Origin of the sequence: Ochrobactrum sp. SFR4 (assembly GCF_019730395.1) — a bacterium.
Classification (GTDB): domain Bacteria; phylum Pseudomonadota; class Alphaproteobacteria; order Rhizobiales; family Rhizobiaceae; genus Pseudochrobactrum.
In genome coordinates this window covers 1-494 of sequence record NZ_JAAPBB010000159.1, presented here as the reverse complement: position 1 = coordinate 494, position 494 = coordinate 1, and the positions used below count along the sequence as shown (strand labels likewise).

Sequence of the window (494 nt, the reverse complement as noted above, 5' to 3'; positions counted from 1 at the left end):
AGAATGGTTGGCATAAGACTTCCAGTAAGTCCGGACGATCCCTTAGGATGATATTATAAACCTGAGTAGCGCTGACAACGTAACTCTCACCACCTTTTGTTGCCTCACGTACGCACAAAAGTCCGATTAGGTCACTACGGTCTGTATGAAACGGTAATTGGTCACTGGTTTTCGTGCCGCGTGCACCGGATGCGAGTTTATTGCCGCTGTCAGCAACAACGCCGATTTTTTCACCTGCCTTACTTTGCGGTAGAAGCACGCCCAGATGTACACCTAATCCAGCAAATAATAATTCCAGTTCATTCTTTTGATAATCGTTGACTGGAATGCCACGCATCAAGGCGATTCCAAGTCCATCTTCGAGAAGCTGGCCAAGAGCAGCCATTCTTTTACCTAGTGTAGGCAACAAGAAGCTGTCTTTGGTCATAGTCCCAACAGTTAAGCCGTTTTTTTTTGCTGTTTCAACGGCCTGTCTTAATTCAGCAAGTTCAGCC

Annotated in this window: 1 protein-coding gene; it reads right to left on the bottom strand. The window is 46.2% G+C overall.

Annotated elements, in window-relative coordinates:
• The coding region (locus HBA93_RS18350) for a TauD/TfdA family dioxygenase (protein ID WP_221724257.1) at positions 1 to 494 on the bottom strand (494 nt) is incomplete at both ends.